The following is a 15,907-nucleotide window of genomic DNA, read 5'->3' on the forward strand; positions in this document are numbered from 1 at the left end:
GCCCCGGATGAGAAGCTAGAAGGATGAGCTCGACCTCTGCCTCCGACGTGATCGCCCCGGCGACGGACACCCCGCTGACGGATGCCGAGGTGCGGCGCCTGCGCGAGGACTTCCCGATCCTGGGTGTCGAGGTGAACGGGCACCCGCTCGCCTACCTCGACTCCGGTGCCACATCGCAGCGCCCGCTCGCGGTGCTCGACGCCGAACGGGAGTTCGCGACGACGCTCAACGCGGCCGTGCACCGCGGGGCGCACACCCTGGCCGCCGAGGCGACCGAGGTCTTCGAGGATGCTCGTGCGACGGTCGCCCGTTTCATCGGCGCCGACGAGGGCGAGATCGTCTGGACCTCCAACGCGACCGAGGCCATCAACCTCGTCGCGTATGGCATCTCGAACGCATCACTGGGTCGCGGGGGAGCGGCCGCCGAGCGCTTCCGCATCGGCCCCGGCGACGAGATCGTCACCACCGAGATGGAGCATCACGCGAACCTCATCCCGTGGCAGGAGCTGGCTGCTCGCACGGGGGCGACTCTGCGCGTCATCCCGCTCGACGACGACGGCGCGCTGCGGCTCGACGCCGCCGCCGAGCTGATCGGCGAGCGCACCCGCCTGGTCGCCGTCACTCACGTGTCGAACGTGCTCGGCGTGATCAACCCGGTGGACGAACTCGTGGCCATGGCCCGCCGAGCCGGCGCCCTCGTGCTGCTCGACGCGTGCCAGTCGGCGCCACACCTGCCGCTCGACGTGCGCGCGCTCGACGTCGACTTCGCCGTGCTGTCGGGCCATAAGATGCTGGGCCCATCGGGCATCGGCGCGCTCTACGGGCGCCGCGAGCTGCTCGAGGCGCTCCCGCCCTTCCTGACCGGCGGATCGATGATCACGACCGTCACGACGACCGAGGCCGAGTACCTGCCGCCGCCGCAGCGCTTCGAGGCGGGGACGCAGCGGGTGTCTCAGGCCGTGGCGCTCGCCGCCGCGATCGACTACCTCTCCGCGGTGGGGATGCCGCGCATCGCCGCGCACGAGGCGGCCTTCGGCCGCCGCCTGGTCGACGGACTCACGGCGATCGAGGGTGTGCGAGTGCTCGGTGCCGGCATCGACCTGCCGCGGGTGGGCCTCGCGAGCTTCGACGTCGACGGCATCCATTCGCACGACGTCGGCCAGTACCTCGACGACCTCGGCATCGCCGTGCGCGTGGGCCACCACTGCGCGCAGCCGCTGCACCGCCGACTCGGCGTCACGTCGTCGACCAGGGCGAGCACCTATCTCTACACGACCGAGGACGAGGTGGATGCCGTCATCGCCGGCGTCGCCGGAGCCATCGACTTCTTCCGGAGGGGCGCATGAGCGACCTGCAGAACCTGTACCAGGAGCTCATTCTCGACCACTCGCGCACGCCGCACGGGTTCGGACTGCGCGACGAGATCGCCGCGCAGTCGCACCAGATCAACCCCACCTGCGGTGACGAGGTCACCCTGCAGGTGCACCGCGCGGCCGACGGCAGCGTCGAGGCGATCGCCTGGGAAGGGCACGGCTGCGCGATCTCGCAGGCGTCGGCATCCCTGCTCGCCGAACTCGCCGAAGGGCTCACCGTCCAGGAGCTCGAGGTGCGGATCGACGCGTTCCGCACGGCGATGCGCTCGCGCGGGAAGATCGAGCCGGATGAGGAGCTTCTCGGTGATGCCGCGGCGCTCGGTGGGGTCTCGCGCTACGTCGCGCGGGTGAAGTGCGCGATGCTCGCGTGGGTCGCGGCCGAGGACGCCCTGCAGAAGGGCTGACGCCGGCGCCGTCGAGACCGACAGCGCCCGGGTGCAGGATGGGAGCATGGCCCTCTCGCTGACGCCGCTCGACCCCGACCGCTTCGACGACTGGCGGTCGGCGACGAGGGGGCGTCTCATCGCCCTTCGGCAGGAGTCGGGGATGCTGGTCGGCGACGACGCGGTCGCGCACGCTGACGCCTTCCTCGATCAGCTCCTTCCCGACGGAGCCGACACGCAGACATCGGTGATCCTCTCGATCCGCGACGACGACCGGGACCTGGGCACGGTGTGGCTCGCCGCGATCTCCGGCATCCTGATGGTCATCGATCTGTCGTTCTCACGGAGGCCCACGGTTGCTCACCAGGACGCGCTGTTCACGGCCCTCGTCGAGATGGGACGCGGGCACAGCGTCGACCGGCTCAGCATCTCGGTGCACTCGACCGACGCCGTGAGCCGCGAGTTCATCGAGGGGCGCGGATTCGCGTGCGCATCGGTCCAGATGCTGCTCGAGCCGCTGCCCGACCGCGAGCGCGGGTCCACGGTGCAGGTCGAGCCGATGACGGCCGAGCGCTACCCGTCGTTCGCCGCGGCATCCGAATCCGCATTCGCCGAGGAACTCGCCGCCTCGGGGCGGTACTCGCTCGAGGATGCCCGCGTCGAGTCGCACCGGCAGATGGCCCAGGAGCTGTCAGACGGCGTGGCGACCGAGGGCCAGGAGCTCTTCACTGCCACGGTCGACGGCGAGGAGGTCGGCATCCTCTGGGTCGGCCTCCGCAGCAGGGGTGGTCGCCCGCACGCCTTCATCCTCGACATCGAGGTCGCCGAGTCCCAGCGGCGCAAGGGATACGGGCGCGAACTGATGCTCGCAGCCGAGCAGGTGGCGCGAGACCACGGAGCGAATTCGGTCGGGCTGCACGTGTTCGGCGCGAATGCGGGCGCGATCGCCCTGTACGAAGGGCTCGGCTATCGACGCGTCGAGGAGAGGTATCTGCTCTCCATCGCGGAATAGGCCTCGCCGCGACACGTTGACCCTGACATGACCACTCTCGGAATCATCGGTGCAGGACACATCGGCAGCCAGGTCGCGCGAGCGGCGGTGGCGCACGGCTACGACGTCGTGATCGCGAACTCGCGCGGGCCGGAGACGCTTGCCCCTCTCATCGCGGAGCTGGGTGACAGGGCGCGTGCGGCGACCGCCCCCGAGGCGGCCGCGGCGGCCGACGTCGCAGTGGTCACGATCCCGCTCGGTCGGATCGACGACCTTCCCGTCGACGAGTTGGCGGGCAAGATCGTCCTCGACACGAACAACTACTACTTCGAGCGCGACGGGCACATCGACGAGCTCGACAAGGGTGAGACCACCACGTCCGAGCTCCTGCAGCGTCAGCTGCCCACCTCGCGCATCGCGAAGGCGTTCAACCACATCATGGCCCGCGACATCACGACCGACGGCGCTCCGGCGGGGACGGCGAACCGTCGCGCCCTCGCAACGGCCGGCGACGACGCGGATGCCGTGGACTTCGTCACCCGGTTCTACGACGAGCTCGGCTTCGACACCGTGAACATCGGCCCGCTCAGCGAGTCGTGGCGCGTCGAGCGCGACCGCCCCGCCTACGTGGTGCGCCAGAACGCCGACGAGCTGCGAGCGAACCTCGCAATCGCGAACCGCCTGCCCTGATCTCGATGTCCGCGCAAGGTGGGATACCAAACTTGTCCCTCCGGCACGCGGATGAGACAATCCCGATATGGCGGAGGTGGGGGCTGCCGGCGAACTCGAGTCGGTGAGAGTGACGCGCATTCTGCGCGAGGACATCGTCTTGGGCCGGCGACCCCCGGGATCGCGGCTCGTCGAGCGTGACATCGCGGCGGATCTCAATGTCTCTCGGCTCCCCGTCCGCGAAGCGATCCGCACGCTCGTCTCCGAGGGGGTCGTCGTGGCGCGTCCGCGCACCTGGGCGGTCGTGCGTGAGTTCTCGCGGCAGGATCTCCAGGATTACGGAGAGGTGCGCGAGGCGATCGAGACGATGATCTTCGTCTTCGCCGCGCAACGGGGCCGGCCGGAAGGGCACGCTCGGCTCCGCTCGGTCTATGAGCAGGAGCTCGCCGCGGCCGAGGCCGGTGACGTGGAGGGCGCGCGCATCGCGGCGAGTCTCTTCCACGAGGTCGCGGCGCACCTCGCGGGGAACCACATGATCGGCGAGTTCGTCGGCGTCTTCGCGACCCGTCTGAAATGGCTCTTCGGCCAGCACGACGACCTCGTGGAGACGGCCGAGGAGCACCGGGTGATCCTCGAAGCGGTCGAGGCGCAGGATGCCGAGGCGCTGCGCGTGCTGATCCCGCAGCACACCGCGAGCGCGGTGGCGTCCGCTGCGCGCCGCCTCGAAGTCCGAGCCGAATCCGTCTGATCGCGACCCCTCGCATACCCCTGGGGGGTATAGTGGAGATGTCATCGACGAAAGGATCGACATGACCACGACCACCTACACCGTGACCGGGATGACGTGCGGGCACTGCGAGGGATCCGTGCGCAGCGAGGTCTCGAAGCTGCCGGGCGTCAGCGCCATCGACGTCAGCGCCGCATCGGGTCGCCTCGTCATCGCCTCCGAGTCCCCGCTCGACGACGCCGCCGTGCTGGCCGCCGTCGACGAGGCCGGGTACAGCGCCGCGCGCGCCTGATCCGCTCCATGAGCGAGCAGCTCGCCTCGTACGATCTCGAGATCGGAGGCATGACGTGCGCGTCGTGCGCCGCGCGCATCGAGAAGCGTCTCAACCGGATCGACGGCGTGACGGCATCCGTCAATTACGCGACCGAGAAGGCGCACGTCGAGGTCGCGGGAGACGTGGTCGCCGACGACCTCATCTCCGAGGTGGTGCGCACCGGCTACACCGCGGCACTGCCGCGCGAGACCGCGCCCGACGAGATCGACCCGGCGTACGTCCTGCTGCGCCGACGGCTCATCGTGGCCGTGGCTCTCGCGGTGCCGGTCATCGCGATGGCGATGGTCGAGGCGCTGCAGTTCCCCGGCTGGCAGTGGGCGTCGCTCGCGCTCGCGGTCCCGGTGGTCACGTGGGCGGCGTGGCCGTTCCACCGCGCAGCTGTGCTCAACGCCCGCCACCGCACCGTCACCATGGACACGCTGATCTCGGTGGGCGTCTCGGCGGCGTTCCTGTGGTCGCTGTACGCGCTCGTCTTCGGCACAGCGGGGATGTGGGGTATGACGCATCCGTTCCGGTTCGCGATCGAGCGCGGTGACGGCCTCGGGACCATCTACCTCGAGGTGGCCGCGGGCGTCACGATGTTCCTGCTGCTCGGACGTTTCCTCGAGCAGCGCTCGAAGCGCACCGCCGGGGCGGCTCTGCGTGCGCTCGGCGAGCTCGGCGCGAAGGACGTCTCCGTGCTCCGGGACGGGGCGGAGGAGCGGATGCCGCTGGTTCACCTCGTCGTCGGCGACGTGTTCGTCGTGCGGCCGGGCGAGAAGATCGCGACCGACGGAATCGTGCGCGAGGGATCGTCGGCCGTCGACGCGTCGATGCTCACGGGCGAGTCCGTGCCGGTCGAGGTGCGCGCGGGTGATGCGGTCACCGGCGCGACCGTGAACGTCGGCGGACGCCTGGCCGTCACCGCCACCAGGGTCGGGGCCGACACGCAGCTCGCGCGCATGGCGCGGCTCGTCGAGCAAGCCCAGTCCGGCAAGGCCGAGGCGCAGCGTCTCGCCGACCGGCTCTCGTCTGTGTTCGTGCCCATCGTGTTCGCGATCGCCGCCGTGACGCTCGTCGGCTGGCTGATCGGCGGCGGAGGAGTGGCCGCCGCGTTCACGGCGGCCGTCGCCGTGCTGATCATCGCGTGCCCGTGCGCGCTCGGGCTCGCCACGCCGATGGCGCTGCTCGTCGGCACCGGACGCGGTGCGCAGCTCGGCGTGCTCATCAAGGGACCGGAGGTGCTCGAGTCGACCCGCCGTGTCGACACGGTCGTGCTCGACAAGACCGGCACCGTGACGAGCGGACGCATGACCCTCGTCGACGTCATCCCGGCGGACGGCGAGGACGCGGCCCAGGTGCTGCGCGTCGCCGCTGCTCTGGAGGACGCCTCGGAGCATCCCGTCGCAGCAGCGATCGTGCGCGGGGCGGTGGAGCGCTTCGGCGACCTTCCGGCTGTCAGCGAATTCCGCAGCATCCAGGGACGCGGCGTCGCCGGCCTCGTCGACGGCGTGCCGGTCACGGTCGGTCGGTCCGGGGTCCTCTCCGGTGCGTCGGTGTCGCTCGACGGTCCCCTGCTCGACGCCTTCGAGGACGCCGAGCGTCGTGCGCACACCGCTGTCGTGGTCGCCTGGAACGGCCGCGCCCGCGGAGTGCTCGTCGTGTCCGATGCCGTGAAGCCCGATGCCCGCGAGGCGATCATCGCCCTGCGCTCCCTCGGTCTCGAGCCCGTGCTGCTCACCGGCGACAACCGGCGCGCCGCTGACGCCGTGGCGGCGGAGGTCGGCATCCGTGCCGTGCGCGCCGGCGTGCTTCCGGAGCAGAAGGTCGCCGAGGTCGAGGCGCTGCAGCAGCAGGGGAAGGTCGTGGCGATGGTGGGTGACGGTGTCAACGATGCGGCCGCGCTCGCCGCATCCGACCTCGGCATCGCCATGGGCACGGGAACGGATGCCGCGATCGAGGCGTCGGATCTCACCCTGGTGCGCGGGGATCTGTGGGGCACGGTCGACGCGATCCGTCTCGCGCGGCGCACCCTCGCGATCATCCGCGGCAACCTGTTCTGGGCACTCGCGTACAACGTCGCGGCGATCCCGCTCGCGGCGCTCGGACTGCTGAACCCGATGCTCGCCGGAGCCGCCATGGCGTTCTCCAGTGTCTTCGTCGTGCTGAACAGTCTGAGACTGCGACGGTTCCGCAGTGCAGCGCCGCACGCGATCGGCTAGTCGGGGCCCATCCGCCTGGATATATTGTGCGTACGGAATCGTTCCGGAAGTGCGTCGTGTCTGGGGAGCGATATGCGCAGACTCGCGGTCGTGGTCGGAGGGCTGCTGCTCGTCGGTGGAGCGGTGATCGTCGTGGTCGCAGACCAGCAACGTGTCGCCGCGCTCGCCGAGGTGAGGGCCGCGGTCGTGCGGGCCGAGGAGGATCTCGACGCCGCTCGGGCCGCGAATCACGATCTCGCTGAGCAGCTCACGAGCCTGCGCGCGTTGATCGCCGAGCAGGACGCACAGCTCACCGACTCCACGGGCTTCCTCCCGTGATGCTGCGCCGCGTGTTCTCGGTCACGGTCGTGGCCGCCGTCCTGCTCGCGGCCGGCGTCGTCGGCCGGGCGGACGCGCTCGACGACGCTCGGGGCGAGGCCGTCGCCGAGCTGCGGAAGATCGCTCAGCAGACGAACGACGCGCAGATGCGCACCGACCACCTGCAGGGGCAGGTCGAGGCCGCCGAACGCGACACCGCCGACCGCGCAGCGGTGCTCGAGGTGCGTCCGGCCTTCGTGCAAAAGATCGCGTCGCTGAGCGCGGCGATCAGTGCGGCCGAGGGCAAGGTCGACACCGCCGCGCACAGGGCGGCGGCGCAGTCCGCGCAGCAGACGGTGCTCGCCGAGAGGTCCGACCCGGCGGTGGTCGTCGCCGCGACTGCGACCGTGCATGCGCTCGCCGAGAAGGTGGGCGAGGAGGTGTCGACGTGGCAGGCGGCGCAATACGCCCGCCCGACGGGGCCCGCCTGGTCGTCGAGCGGACCCGACGGCTACGCGCGCGTGCGCGCCGCGCTCGACAGAGTCGGCGGAGCAGGGGTCGGCCTGTACGAATCGTCGTCGTGCGCGGGTGGCACGGCGCCCGCCTGCGCCAACAGCAACGGGTACATCAAGTACCGCGGCGACATCGCCGGATGGAGCGCGGACCGACTGAACTGGGCTATGGCGCACGAGCTCGCGCACATCTACCAGTTCCAGGTGTGGGGCTCGCTCAACGCCTCCGGGTCATACGACGCCCTGTTCGGCGGCGACCCGGAGTTCCTCGCCAACTGCATGGCCGTCGTGCGCGGGTATCCGGGATCCGTGGGCTGCAACGGCGACCAGCAGGCGTGGGCCGCCGGCATCTGGGTCGGCGTGGTGCGCTGAGTCAGCAGTCCCACTCGCGCAACTCGGCGGTGAGCTGCGCGAGGTACTCGGGTGGGCCTGCCTCGGCGAACCAGAGCCACAGCTCGGCGGCGTGGATCGCGTCCCACCGGTGAACCTCGTCGGCATCCGCCCCGTAGGCGTCGATCAGCGCCGCGGACGATCGCGGGTCCTTGCGGCCTGCGCCCCAGGCGGCGCGCGACAGCTCGCGGAGCGGGTCGCCGACGTGCGCTGCCTCCCAGTCGACGATCCCGGTGATCCGGCCCTGGGCGGAGAGGAGGTTGCCGTCGGTCCAGTCGCCATGGCAGAAGACCCGCCCCGACGATCGCGGGATCACGAGGGGCAGCGGCGGAGCGTCGGAGCCTCGATAGCGGGCGATGACAGCCTCATCGTCGGGGCGCGGGGCGAGACCTGCGGGTGCGGTGACCGAGTGCAGCCGGCGGAGGAGAGATGCCGAGGCCCTGAGCCCGGCGAGGCGGGTCTCCGCGTCGACGTCGTCGAGGCGCCGTCCCGGCATCTCCGTCATGAGGATCGCACCCGGCCCGTCCTCGACGAGCTCGGGTGCCGGCAGGCCGTCGATGTGCGACAGCGCCTGCAGCGCGCGGACCTCGGTGCGGTGCCGCTCGGCGTCCGCCATCCGCTTCTCCACGAGGCGGACGCCGTCGCGCTCGACGAGCCGCACGGCGCCCACGGCTCCCTGTCGCATCCTCGCCTCCGGCCCTCCACCGATCGGGACCGGTACGCGCGACGAGGGTCGCGCGACCGGGCTCCGCTCCATTCTGACCGACCGCCGCGAGGGGTGAAACCGGTACGCTCGAAGGGAGGAGGAACCGGTGGGACGAACTGCGGATGCCATCGCCGAAGGCGTCGCGATCGCGACCGCTGCGGCGCGCCTCGCCGTGAAGAACCACATCCTCATCGGCACGATCGCCGAGGGCGGCGTGTTCGACACGCAGAAGTACATCGCCGACGCGCGCGAGGCGCTGCGGGCGATGGCCGAGGAGTCGGAAGAGGCGGAGGAGAACCTCACCGCCCTCCGCAAACGCGCCCGCGGGCGCCACTCCGATCCGTCCGGCACTCACGACTACCGCGACCGAGACGTGCGCAACCTGCGTCGTCGCGCGAAGCAGTCGCACGGCGTCGCGACCAGGCTCCGCGAGATGATGGAAGACGAGGCGGCGCTGAGCGCGATCGTCGAAGAGGCGCGCGCGGCGGCCTGGTCGGACGTGCGCCACAACCTCGACCGTCGTCTGCGCGTCGAGGGCATGCGCCCCGATCACGACCCCGACTACGAGCGCATGCGCGACGCGCGCATGCAGGCACTGCGGCTCGTCGACCTGCAGGCCCTCTCGTCGCAGCAGCGCGCCCGCGCGAAGCGGAAGAAGAAGCAGGAGAAGGTCGCCGAACGCGCCGAGTGACCCCTCGATTCGCAATCACCTGACGACTGCTATAAGCTGTTCTACGGCCCGCTGAGCGGTCCAGGAGCGCCCGTAGCTCAATGGATAGAGCATCTGACTACGGATCAGAAGGTTAGGGGTTCGAGTCCCTTCGGGCGCACATCACTCGGAAATCCCCGTCGCATCTGCGGCGGGGATTTCTGCATCCCCGGTTCTTCCACGACCGCCGTCACGCGTCGGGCGAAGGTGCGAGGCGGTAGAGCACCTGCGGGCGCCCGCGCTTGCCGTACCGGTGCGCGAGGTCGATCACGCCCGTCGCGACGAGGTGGTCGAGGTAACGGCGCGCCGTCGCGCGCGAGAGCGAGCAGGCCGCCGCGATGTCGGATGCCGACCGGGAGATCACTGGGTCGAGAGCCGCGATCACGCGCGCCAGCGTGATCTCCGCGAGTCCCTTCGGCAGCCCGCCCGATCGTTCTCGCGGGGGCGTGGAGGATCGCTCGGGCGCGCGGTCGCCCAGTCGGATGGTCCCGGTGGCGAGCAGTCGGTCGACCTCGCCCTGCGCGAGCGGCCGGTCGTGCTCGTCGCCGTGGCGAGCGCTGCGTCGGGCGGCGTACTCCTCCAGGCGACGGCGCAGCACGTCCTGCGTGAAGGGCTTGATGAGATACCCGACGACGTGAGCCGCGAGCGCCTGCCGAACCGTCACCTGGTCGCGCGATGAGCTGATCACGAGGACGTCCGGGCCGGCTGCGCCGAAGGCGCGGAGCCGGTGCAGCACCTCCACGCCGCTGATGTCGGGCAGGCGCATGTCGAGCAGCAGCAGATCGACGTCGTCGGTGATCTGAGCGAGTGCCGCGGTACCCGTGCCGGCCGTGCCCACCAGCTCGAATCCGGGAGTCTCGGCGATGAACCGACCGTGCAGCGCACGAGCGCCGGGGTCGTCGTCGACCACGAGAACGCGGATGCTGCTCATCGCGCGGCATCCATCTCGAAGTCGAAGCGCGCGCCGCCGAGCGACGAGCGCCCCACCTCGATCGCGCCACCGCGCGCCACCACCGTGCGACGCACGAGGTCGAGACCGATGCCGCGACCGCCGACCGAGCGATCCGCCTTCGACGAGTAGCCGCGCGCGAACACGCGCTCGACGTCGGCGGGGTCGATGCCCGGTCCGTCGTCCTCGACCGAGCCGACCAGGGTGCGTCCGCGCTCCTTCAGGGTGCATCGCACCCGTTGCGCGCCGGCCTCGCCCGCGTTGCGGCAGAGGTTCGCGATGACCAGCAGCACGCCCTCGTCGATCGCGATGTCGTCGTCGACGTCGAGCTCCAGCCGTGCGCCCACAGCCGTGAGCTCATTCTGCACCGCCTCGATCGCCGCGCCCATGACCGCGGCACCGCCGACCGCCGGGCGCTCGGAGGTGAGCACGGGCACGATGCCGTCGATGTACGCGAGTGCGTCGTCGGTATCGCCGTGCGAGATGAGCCCGTGGATCACGTGCAGCCGGGTGCTGAACTCGTGCGACTGCTCCTGCAGGGCGGTGGCGGTGCGCCGCACGTGTTCATGCTCGGCCGCCTGCTCGTCGAGACGGCGGAAGCGCCGTTCGATCGCCGCGCCGACGGCGGAGCTCGCGAGGGTTCCCACGACGAGCGCCCCGATGATCCACGGCAGGAGGTCGCCGAGGGCCTCGTCGCGCTGCGCCGAGAGACTCGATTCCAGCACGCCGACCGCCACCATGCCGATGACCCGGTCGCCGTCGCCGTGAACGGGGACCTTGGCGCGCAACGAGCGGCCGGACGGCCCGGTCTCGGTGCCGAGGAACTCCTCGCCCGCGAGCACCGACTCGTTCGTGGTCGACACCTGCACTCCGCGCTCCTCTGGCAGGGGATGCGTGATCCGCACCCCCTCGTCGTCGGTGATGACCACGTAGTAGACCCCGGCCGCCTGCCCGACGATGTCGGCGAGCGGCTGCAGCTCCTCCGTCGCGGCGGAGAGGTCGCTCGCGTCGGCCAGATCGTCGTCGTCGCCGCTGTCGACCGTCGACTCCAGGGTCCGGCGCACCTCGGGCAGCACGGCGAGGCTCGCAGCGACCTCGTGCACGCGGTCGGCCGTGGCGGCGCGGATGCTGCGCTCCTGCGCCGTGATCGCGACCCCCGCCGTCACTCCGACGGCGGCGAGCACGATGACGCTGGGCAGCAGGAGCACGCCGAGACGTACGGCGCGGGCGCCGCCGATGCCACTCATCTCGACCACCTCTCCGTCGCGGGATCGCCCTCCGCCGCTCGTCTCTGAGCGTCATGAGCATCTATGAGCACAAAGCCGAGCGCACGCGACGCGGGCTCGGACCCTTGCCATCCTAATAACCGTCTTGCGGCGACAACGATGTCCGCATGAGGAGGCGATGATGGCGACGAGTCCATCGGGAATGCGGGTCCTGCCCCGCGTCATAGGCGGCACGATCGCCGCTGCGGCGATCGGCATCGCCGCGTTCGGATCCATCACGTCGGCTGCGGCCGGCCAGGACATCCACGCGTCGATGACCATCATCGCGCCGGCCGCGGCCGGCGGAGGATGGGACGGAGTGGCTCGCGAGCTGCAGCAGGCGCAGAAGGCGAACGGGCTCGTCAACAACGTCCAGGTCGTGAACATGCCGGGCGCCGGCGGCACGATCGCCCTCGGCAACGTCTCGGTGCTCGAAGGGCAGCCGAACAACCTCCTCGTCGGAGGCACCGGCCTCATGGCGGCGACGATCCAGTTCGGCTCAGCGGCGACGCTCGACGACGTGACCCCGCTCGCGGTGGTCGTCGAGGAGTACGACGTGATCGTGGTGCCGGCCGACTCGCCGTACGAGACGCTCGACGACCTCGTCGAGGCGTGGAAGGCGGACCCGAAGGGCATCCCCTGGACCGGCGGCGGCTCGTTCGACCAGCTCGTCGTGACCGATCTCGCGCTCAGCGCGGGCATCGACCCCCTCGACACGACGTACATCTCGTCGGACGGCGGAGGTGAGGCGATCCAGGCCCTCCTCAACGGCACGGCCCAGGCGGCGGCCGGCGGCTATCCCGACAACATCGACCAGATCGAGTCCGGGCGTCTGCGGGTACTCGCCCTCGTCGCAGAGGAGCCGGTCGACGGCATCGACATCCCGACGGCCGCGGAGCAGGGCTACGACGTCTCGCTCACCAACTGGCGCATGCTCGCCGCGCCGGCAGGGCTCGACGAGGATCAGGTCGACGGACTGCGCGACCTGATCACCGAGTCGATCGAGACGCCGGAGTGGCAGGACGCGATCGACCGCTACCACTGGACCGAACGGGTCATCACGGGGGAGGACCTCGACGCGTTCCTCGCGGACGAGCACTCCCGCATCGAGCAGCTGTACGAAGAGATGGGGCTGTGATGTCATCGAGCAATCCGACAGCGGTGTCCGCGGTCGTCGGGCAGCGGCTGGCGTTCGGGGCAGGCCCAGGACGGGCGGCGGCGCTGCTGAAGAACCTCACCATGCCGGCCGTGCTCATCGCGTTCGCGACGTACCTGCTCGTGGGCATCCTCACGATGCAGGTCCCGGAGGGGACAGCCTTCCCCGGCCCGCAGTTCTTCCCGTCGCTGATCACGGCCGGGCTCTACCTCTTCGCCGCGGTGCTCGCCGTCGGTGCCGTGCGCGAGCATCGCGCGGAGGGCGACGCCACGGCATCCGTCTCGGCGGCGCACGCCGCCGCATCCGTCTCGGCGTCGCCGGGCGCGTCGCCGGCCGCGCCGGCATCCGCTTCCGCGCCCGAGGAGGCGACCGTGCCCCGCACGGTCCGCGTCGACGTGGAGTCCCTCGCCTGGGTGGTGGGCTCGTTCCTCGTCTTCGCGCTCGTGCTGAACATCCTCGGCTGGATCATCGCCGCAGGGCTCCTGTTCTGGTGCATCGCCCGCGGCTTCGGCTCGACCCGCTGGCTGTTCAGCCTCGTAGTCGGTCTGACCGTGAGCTCGCTCTCGTACATCGCGTTCGACATGGCGCTCGGCATGTCTCTGCCCTCGGGCATTCTCGGATGGGGGTTCTGACATGGACGCGCTGCAGCTTCTCGCGGAGGGCTTCGCCGGAGCCCTCACCTGGCAGAACCTGGTCTGGGTGCTGATCGGATGCCTGCTCGGCACCGCGGTCGGCGTGATGCCGGGCCTCGGCTCCTCGATGGCGGTGGCCCTGCTGCTGCCGGTCACCTTCTCGCTCGAACCGACGGCCGCGTTCATCATGTTCGCCGGCGTGTACTTCGGCGGTCTCTTCGGCGACTCCACCATGGGCATCCTCATGAACACCCCTGGCCAGGCGTCGGCGATCGCCTCGACGATCGAGGGCCACAAGATGGCCCGCAGCGGACGGGCGGCCCAAGCCCTCGCGACCGCCGCGATCGGCGCCTTCATCGGCGGCTTCGTCGGATCGATCGTCGTGGTCTTCCTGGCTCCGGCGCTGGCCGACTTCTCGAGCCGGTTCGGACCGGCCGAGTTCTTCGCGCTCGCCGTGTTCGCCTTCGTCGCCACCTCGTCGGTCGTCACCGACAACGTGATCAAGGGGCTGACCTCGCTGTTCATCGGCCTCGGCATCGCCGTGATCGGCGTCGACGGCGTCTCGGGAGCTCCGCGCTTCACCATGGGATCGCCGAACCTCTTCGACGGCGTCTCGCTCGTCACCGTGACCGTGGCGATCCTCGCGCTCGGCGAGGTCATCTACGTCGCCTGCCTCGAGCGGCACATGAAGGACAAGGCACTCATCAAGCCGTCCGGACGGCCGTGGCTCAGCCGGGCCGAGTTCAAAGAAGCGACTCCCGCGTGGTTCCGCGGCACGGCGATCGGCCTGCCGTTCGGCGTCGTGCCGGCGGGCGGCTCTGAGATCCCGACCTTCCTGGCGTTCGGGCTCGAGAAGAGGCTCGACGCGCGTCGAGCGCACCCGAGCTTCGGCACGGGAGCGATCCGCGGTCTGGCGGCCCCCGAAGCCGCGGGCAACTCGACCACGAGCATGGCGATGGGAGCCCTGCTCGCCCTGGGGCTGCCGATCTCGGCGACCGCCGCCATCATGCTCGCCGCCTTCCGCCAGTACGGCCTGCAGCCCGGACCGCTGCTGTTCGAGCGCGCGCCCGAACTCGTGTGGGCCCTGCTGGCGAGCTTCTTCATCGCGATGATCGTTCTGCTCATCCTGAACCTCCCGTTCGCGATGCTGTGGGCGAAGCTGCTGCTGATCCCGCGTCCGTACCTGTACGCCGGGATCACGCTCTTCTGCGCACTCGGCATCTACGCGACGAGCGGCTCGGTGTTCGACCTGCTCATGCTGCTGGGCATCGGGCTGCTCGGGTTCCTCATGCGGGCGCTGGACTACCCGCTCGCACCGCTCATCATCGGCATGGTGCTCGGACCGCTCGCCGAGACCAGCCTGCGGGATGCCGCGATGAGCGCGAACGGCGACTTCTCGGTGCTCGTGCAGGGGCCGATCTCGATCGCCCTGTACGCGATCCTGGCCATCGTCCTCGTGCTCGCGGTGCGCGGACGCATCGTGGCACGCGCTCAGGCGAAGGCCGAGGCGAAGAAGGTGTCCGTCGAGGCGTGACCCGCTGGGGATCCCGCGGTGAGAGATCAGAAACGCATGGGAAGCGCCTGCTTCCCGTGCGTTTCTGATCTCTCGCGCCGGCGGGAGGCCTCGCTTCAGCCGAGGAGTTCGACTCCGAAGCCGGCGACGACCGCGCGCAGCTCGTCGAGGTAGCGCTGCGCCTGCTCCGTGAGCGGGATCGCGGAGTGGCCGATCCAGCCGATCTCGATGCGTTCGTCGACGTCGAGCGGGATGGCGACGATCTCGGGATCGAGGTCGTCGCTGATGATTCCGGTCGAGATCGTGTACCCGTCGAGGCCGATCATGAGGTTGAAGATGGTCGCGCGGTCCGACACCCGGATCTCCCGCGCGCTCGACAGGGTCGACAGGATCTCCTCGGCGAAGTAGAACGAGTTGTTCGCGCCCTGATCGAAGGTGAGGCGGGGGAGGCCGGCCAGGTCGTCGAGGGTCACCCGGTCGCGCGCGGCGAGCGGGTTCTTGCGCGAGATGAAGATGTGCGGGTCGGCGAGGAAGAGCGGGCGGAACGCAAGGCCCGAGTCGCGCAGCAGCTTGTCGATGACGCTGCGGTTGAAGTCGTTGCGGTAGAGGATGCCGAGTTCGCTGCGCAGCGTCCGGACGTCTTCGATGATGTCCCACGTCCGCGTCTCGCGGAGGGAGAACTCGTACTCGGCCGCGCCGCTCGCCTTCACCATCCGCACGAACGCGTCGATCACGAAGGAGTAGTGCTGCGCCGAGACCCCGAGCAGGCGCCGAGACGGCGGCCGGCCGAGGTAGCGCTGCTCGAGCAGCGCGACCTGCTCCGTGACCTGTCGCGCGTACCCGAGGAACTCGGCCCCGTCGGCCGTGAGGGTGACGCCGCGGGCCGAGCGGAGGAGGAGGGAGCGGCCAGCCCGCGCCTCGAGGTCCTTCATCGCGGCGGACATGGTCGGCTGCGACACGTAGAGGAGATCGGCGGCGGCGCTGATGGACCCCTCCGCGGCGACCTCGACGAAGTAGTGGAGCTGCTGCAGCGTGATGCCGCTGGATGCCCGTGCCATAGCTGGAGACTATACCCCGGCATAGCTCGGGGTAGTTACCCG

General features: G+C 70.4%; 17 protein-coding genes and 1 tRNA gene. 14 read left to right on the forward strand and 4 right to left on the reverse strand.

The genetic code is table 11. The features are described from left to right. Positions 1-23 precede the first annotated feature (23 nt). From AUC47_RS00625 to AUC47_RS00665, 9 genes are all read left to right on the forward strand, one after another. Complete coding sequence (locus AUC47_RS00625; protein WP_096713301.1) at positions 24-1,346, forward strand: aminotransferase class V-fold PLP-dependent enzyme; 1,323 nt, start codon at positions 24-26, stop codon at positions 1,344-1,346. Further along, positions 1,343-1,777: a Fe-S cluster assembly sulfur transfer protein SufU gene (gene sufU / locus AUC47_RS00630; RefSeq protein ID WP_096713302.1), complete on the forward strand. Its 435-nt coding sequence runs from the start codon at positions 1,343-1,345 to the stop codon at positions 1,775-1,777. The genes AUC47_RS00625 and sufU overlap by 4 nt, the downstream gene beginning before the upstream one ends. Positions 1,778-1,823: 46 nt before the next feature. Beyond that, complete coding sequence (locus AUC47_RS00635; protein ID WP_096713303.1) at positions 1,824-2,768, forward strand: GNAT family N-acetyltransferase; 945 nt, start codon at positions 1,824-1,826, stop codon at positions 2,766-2,768. Between the two features lie 27 nt (positions 2,769-2,795). Then, positions 2,796-3,437: an NADPH-dependent F420 reductase gene (locus AUC47_RS00640; RefSeq protein ID WP_096713304.1), complete on the forward strand. Its 642-nt coding sequence runs from the start codon at positions 2,796-2,798 to the stop codon at positions 3,435-3,437. A gap of 67 nt (positions 3,438-3,504) precedes the next feature. Then, positions 3,505-4,164 carry a GntR family transcriptional regulator gene (locus AUC47_RS00645; RefSeq protein WP_096713305.1) on the forward strand — a complete coding sequence of 220 codons (660 nt, stop codon included), beginning with the start codon at positions 3,505-3,507 and terminating at the stop codon, positions 4,162-4,164. A gap of 61 nt (positions 4,165-4,225) precedes the next feature. Further along, positions 4,226-4,435, forward strand: a complete 210-nt coding sequence (locus tag AUC47_RS00650) for a heavy-metal-associated domain-containing protein (protein WP_096713306.1) — start codon at positions 4,226-4,228, stop codon at positions 4,433-4,435. 8 nt (positions 4,436-4,443) lie between these two features. Beyond that, entirely contained in the window at positions 4,444-6,678 is a 2,235-nt protein-coding gene (locus AUC47_RS00655) for a heavy metal translocating P-type ATPase (protein WP_096713307.1), read from the forward strand. Between the two features lie 72 nt (positions 6,679-6,750). Continuing rightward, the gene (locus AUC47_RS00660; RefSeq protein WP_096713308.1) at positions 6,751-6,996 is read left to right on the forward strand and encodes a hypothetical protein; all 246 of its coding nucleotides are present in this window, start codon (positions 6,751-6,753) and stop codon (positions 6,994-6,996) included. Continuing rightward, the gene (locus AUC47_RS00665; protein ID WP_096713309.1) at positions 6,996-7,859 is read left to right on the forward strand and encodes a hypothetical protein; all 864 of its coding nucleotides are present in this window, start codon (positions 6,996-6,998) and stop codon (positions 7,857-7,859) included. The genes AUC47_RS00660 and AUC47_RS00665 overlap by 1 nt, the downstream gene beginning before the upstream one ends. A gap of 1 nt (position 7,860) precedes the next feature. Here AUC47_RS00665 and AUC47_RS00670 read toward each other — a convergent pair whose 3' ends face one another. Further along, the gene (locus AUC47_RS00670) at positions 7,861-8,562 is read right to left on the reverse strand and encodes a phosphotransferase family protein (RefSeq protein WP_179297468.1); all 702 of its coding nucleotides are present in this window, start codon (positions 8,560-8,562) and stop codon (positions 7,861-7,863) included. A 127-nt stretch (positions 8,563-8,689) separates the two neighbouring features. On the opposite strand from AUC47_RS00670, the gene AUC47_RS00675 reads away from it, so the two are divergent. Continuing rightward, positions 8,690-9,274, forward strand: coding sequence for an asparagine synthase (locus AUC47_RS00675; RefSeq protein ID WP_096713310.1), 585 nt, complete (start codon positions 8,690-8,692; stop codon positions 9,272-9,274). Between the two features lie 66 nt (positions 9,275-9,340). After that, a tRNA-Arg gene (locus tag AUC47_RS00680) sits at positions 9,341-9,413 on the forward strand. Between the two features lie 69 nt (positions 9,414-9,482). On the opposite strand, the gene AUC47_RS00685 is transcribed toward AUC47_RS00680, so the two are convergent. After that, positions 9,483-10,223, reverse strand: coding sequence for a response regulator (locus AUC47_RS00685; RefSeq protein WP_096713311.1), 741 nt, complete (start codon positions 10,221-10,223; stop codon positions 9,483-9,485). Further along, complete coding sequence (locus AUC47_RS00690) at positions 10,220-11,488, reverse strand: sensor histidine kinase (protein WP_096713434.1); 1,269 nt, start codon at positions 11,486-11,488, stop codon at positions 10,220-10,222. The genes AUC47_RS00685 and AUC47_RS00690 overlap by 4 nt, the downstream gene beginning before the upstream one ends. 157 nt (positions 11,489-11,645) lie before the next feature. On the opposite strand from AUC47_RS00690, the gene AUC47_RS00695 reads away from it, so the two are divergent. The 3 genes from AUC47_RS00695 to AUC47_RS00705 are packed head-to-tail and all read left to right on the forward strand — an operon-like array spanning position 11,646 to position 14,828. Then, positions 11,646-12,644 (forward strand): tripartite tricarboxylate transporter substrate binding protein, encoded by a 999-nt coding sequence (locus tag AUC47_RS00695; protein ID WP_096713312.1) that lies wholly within the window; start codon positions 11,646-11,648, stop codon positions 12,642-12,644. Beyond that, positions 12,641-13,294 (forward strand): tripartite tricarboxylate transporter TctB family protein, encoded by a 654-nt coding sequence (locus AUC47_RS00700; RefSeq protein ID WP_096713313.1) that lies wholly within the window; start codon positions 12,641-12,643, stop codon positions 13,292-13,294. The genes AUC47_RS00695 and AUC47_RS00700 overlap by 4 nt, the downstream gene beginning before the upstream one ends. 1 nt (position 13,295) lies before the next feature. Further along, on the forward strand, positions 13,296-14,828 hold the full coding sequence (locus AUC47_RS00705; protein ID WP_096713314.1) for a tripartite tricarboxylate transporter permease: 1,533 nt from the start codon (positions 13,296-13,298) through the stop codon (positions 14,826-14,828). Positions 14,829-14,923: 95 nt separating this feature from the next. Here AUC47_RS00705 and AUC47_RS00710 read toward each other — a convergent pair whose 3' ends face one another. Then, positions 14,924-15,865, reverse strand: a complete 942-nt coding sequence (locus AUC47_RS00710) for a LysR family transcriptional regulator (protein ID WP_096713315.1) — start codon at positions 15,863-15,865, stop codon at positions 14,924-14,926. Positions 15,866-15,907: the final 42 nt, after the last annotated feature.

The organism is Microbacterium sp. SZ1 (assembly GCF_002362255.1).
Lineage (GTDB): Bacteria > Actinomycetota > Actinomycetes > Actinomycetales > Microbacteriaceae > Microbacterium.